Here is a 3,778-nt window from a genome sequence, read left to right on the forward strand (position 1 = left end):
ACAGAGGTGATATTGCTAAAACGGGTTGAGGCAGGGTCTTCATTGGCGGATTGGCAAATATCACCGACTCGCAAGCGGGCAGGAATGTCCCGATTTGTGCAAGTGGTAGTAACCGACAAAATTTCACCAGTCTCTAACAATACCGTTTCATCGCCTCGTACAAAAGACAGATAGTGTTCAAACCCTTGTTCAAATAAGGCATCTTTTGTGCGCAACTTATAATACAGTGCGGTACGTCCTTGCGCATATTCAATTTGATGCTGAAAACTCTCAAACGCCGCATACACACGGGCATTCCCACGCGCTTTGCCTTGATTTTTCAACAAATCACTTTGCAGGAAACTCTCCACGTGGTCAACGGAAAAAATTTCGTACCACTCGGGGTGGCTATGGCTACTTCTGAGCGGATACTCGGTTTTTTGCCCGTCTAATAAAATATTCTCGCTGTCGTGTGTAAATAAATTCACCGCCGGCACACAGTGGAGCTTGAAAGTCGAGGCACGAATCTGTACATCGGGCGACAGTGGTTGAGAAAAGGAGAGATTCAGAGTAAAGTGCGAAGTGCTTAATGAGGGAACAGCGTCCACGCCGGCAATATCAAAGAATAAGAAACTGTCCGGAAAACAGAAATACTCTTGCAAAATGCGGTAGCCCGAATAGGCATTTTTTTGATAAGGCAGTAACGCATCTGCTTTACCAAAGCCAACCGGCGCAAAATAGAGTTTGGGTTGGGGTATTTTATGGTTACCTACGACAAATTCCGCACTTTCTAAGTAATAGCTTAACCATAAATAGAGTTGATGGTTTGAATAATCATCCGCCCCCAAATAAACACGTAACTTACTGAAATCCAGATTTGCCAAATCCATATCCGATTCAGAAGTAAACGTGAGGCTGATAATGCTTTTTTCATTACTGTTATAAACGGACGCATTTGCAATATTCAGCGGTAATACCCACACGTCCCGACAAGTTCTAAAGGTACATTGCAATTGATTTTTAGCATCATCACCCAATGTGTCTTCTGCTAGCAATTGGATAGGTTTACTGAGCAACGGCGTGCCTTTAGCGATAAAGTTACCGCTTTCGCTGACATTTTTGTCTTGGCTAAACTCGACAATTGTCATACTCGGCATTGGACGTAAATAATTCGGCCACAGCATATTGATAAGGCTATGGGTAAATTCCGGAAACTGGTCATCGACTTTGGCACGCAAACTCCCGGTTAAAAATGCAAACCCTTCCAGTAAACGCTCAACATCCGGGTCGGCACTTTGCTCCGATAAAAAATGCGCTAAATGCGGTTTTTTATCCGCAATTTCTCTGCCCAATTCACGGATATAATCCAATTCATTTCTAAAATATTTTTCTAATGACATAAAAATTTATAGCGTGCTGGAATCCAAATAATAGTGCCTGTCGTTATCTAAATGAATATTGAATGCCGTCAGGGTAACAATATCATCAAGCATAATCTGCAATTCAACGTAAAAGAAAAGGGTAAGCGGCTCAAGTTCATTGGATTTTGCCGTGATATGCACTTGTGAAACACGCGGTTCAAAACGCAAAATGCAGTCTTTGATAGTCTCTTTGATTTTTTCACTAATATCAAAGGTACCGCTGACCGCATCATTAAAATCAACCACCCCAAGTTCCACTGCACTTTGGCAGGCACCGGGGTGGCTGTTCAGGATATTGGTCAAATTCGTCTTCACGGATTCAACCACCTCTCTGATTTGACCTTGGAGGGTCGGCGAATACCGCCTGCCCTCCGATTGAATCCGTTCAAATAAACTCACAGCACCCTGTCTTTCCCATTGGAATAATGCTGCCATTTAACCCTACTCCTTGTCTAAACGCCCCACTAAAGAGAGCTCAAAATTAGCCCCCATATATTTAAAGTGAGGACGTACTTTAATTGAAGACAGGAACCAACCCGGATCGCCTTCAACATCTGCCACGGTAATCGCTGCGGCCCTAAACGGACGACGACTGCGTACGTCTGCCGGTGGGTTCTCTTGGTCTGCGACATACTGTTTCAACCAAATATTCAGTTCACGCTCTAAATCCGCCCGCTCTTTCCAACTGCCAATCTGCTCCCGTTGTAGCGTTTTAATATAATGCGCAATACGGGTAATCATAAAGGTGTAAGGTAATTGCGTACCTAATTTATAGTTCGTTTCCGCCATTTTCCCTTCTTTGGTATTTGGGAACACCTTTGGTTTTTGTACCGAGTTGGCTGAGAAGAATGCCGCATTATCACTACCTTTACGCATAGTGAGAGCAATAAAACCTTCTTCGGCTAACTCAAACTCACGGCGGTCGGTAATTAACACCTCTGTTGGGATTTTTGCCTGAACTTGCCCCATCGCCTCATACAGGTGCACCGGTAAATCATACACCGCCCCACCGCTTTGTGGCCCGATAATATTGGCACACCAACGGTATTTAGCAAAACTGTCCGTTAAACAAGAACCTAATAAGAAAGCGGTATTCCCCCAGAGATAATGCTCATGGTCTTTACTTACATCTTCATTGTAACCAAAACTTTTTACCGGATTTTCAGACACCGAATAAGGCAGACGAGCTAAAAAGCGTGAAGCGGTTAAGCCCAAACAACGCGAATCTTCCGATTCCCGTAGTGCCCGCCATTTCGTATAAACCGGTCCTTCAAATACCGCTTTTAGCTCCTTAATCGCAGGTAACTCGGCAAAGCTATTGATACCAAAGAAAGACGGCGCAACTGAAGAGAGGAACGGTGCGTGAGCCATCGCCCCAACCGCACTCACATACTGAAGCAATTTCATATCCGGTGCTTTCTGGGTGAAAGCATAGTTACCAATAATTGCGCCAATCGGTTCTCCGCCAAATTGACCGTAACCGGAAGAATAGACGTGCTTATAAAAACCGGATTGTACAATTTCAGGCGCAAATTCAAAGTCATCTAATAGTTCATCTTTACGTGCATGCATCACATAAATTTTGATGTTTTCACGAAAATCGGTTTTATCTACTAATAATTTTAAAGAACGCCAAGAGGCCTCTAATTCACGAAATTGCGCATTATGTAAAATCTCATCAACCTGTATGCTGAGTTTCTTATCAATCTCTGCAATCATACGGTCAACCAGCAATTTATTAATCGGCTCTTCTTTATTGCCCGAATTTAAAATATTCGCAATAAAGGTTGCCACCCCTTGTTTAGCAATATCATAGCCTTCTGTATCACCCGCAATGCGAGTCTGTGCCATAATTTGGTCAAGTAAAGAGGAACCGGTTTCCGTTGTCTGTTCGGTCAGATTATCCGTTTGTACTGTCATTGTGGTATTCCTTATTTTGTTTCACTCACCAAATTTAATTCTTTAAGTAACTGGGCTCGAGATTGCTCATCGTCTAATAATTCAATGATTTTGGCACGAAATGCCGGCACATTACCTAACGGCCCTTTCACCGCGGTTAAAGCTTCACGAAGTTCAATGAGTTTTTTTAATTCAGGGACGGATTGCGCAATATTATCTGGAGAGAAATCAGCGAGGGATTTAATAGTAAGATTGACATTCAAATCAGAATCTGTGGTTTCATCTAATTTATTCGGCACATTCACATTTAAGCTAATGCCCATTTCCCCCATCACCGAAGAAAAATTATTTTGGGGCTGTACTAGATAACTAGAATAAATTCTGCTTTACTAATTGTTTTAAAATGGAAAATTGAACTTTTATTTCACTGTGGTTAAAACGCCATTCACATTCCTTCAAATACAGTTCAAAATGCTCTT

4 protein-coding genes and 1 pseudogene are annotated in these 3,778 nt (G+C 42.5%); all 5 read right to left on the minus strand.

The window, feature by feature from the left end; all coding sequences use genetic code 11:
• Positions 1–1,379: type VI secretion system baseplate subunit TssF (gene tssF, locus E4T80_RS12410; RefSeq protein WP_135058697.1), on the minus strand; the 1,379-nt coding region annotated here is incomplete at its 3' end.
• A gap of 6 nt (positions 1,380–1,385) precedes the next feature.
• On the minus strand, positions 1,386–1,835 hold the full coding sequence (tssE, locus tag E4T80_RS12415) for a type VI secretion system baseplate subunit TssE (protein ID WP_135058698.1): 450 nt from the start codon (positions 1,833–1,835) through the stop codon (positions 1,386–1,388).
• A gap of 6 nt (positions 1,836–1,841) precedes the next feature.
• Positions 1,842–3,320, minus strand: coding sequence for a type VI secretion system contractile sheath large subunit (tssC, locus tag E4T80_RS12420; protein WP_047977974.1), 1,479 nt, complete (start codon positions 3,318–3,320; stop codon positions 1,842–1,844).
• A gap of 11 nt (positions 3,321–3,331) precedes the next feature.
• A complete protein-coding gene (gene tssB / locus E4T80_RS12425; protein ID WP_135058699.1) occupies positions 3,332–3,679 on the minus strand; it encodes a type VI secretion system contractile sheath small subunit in 348 nt (115 codons plus the stop codon).
• Positions 3,669–3,778: pseudogene (locus E4T80_RS12430) on the minus strand (IS1595 family transposase); the annotation flags it as partial. The pseudogene E4T80_RS12430 and the gene tssB, both read right to left, overlap by 11 nt.

This window comes from Muribacter muris (genome assembly GCF_004569585.1).
Taxonomy (GTDB): domain Bacteria; phylum Pseudomonadota; class Gammaproteobacteria; order Enterobacterales; family Pasteurellaceae; genus Muribacter; species Muribacter muris.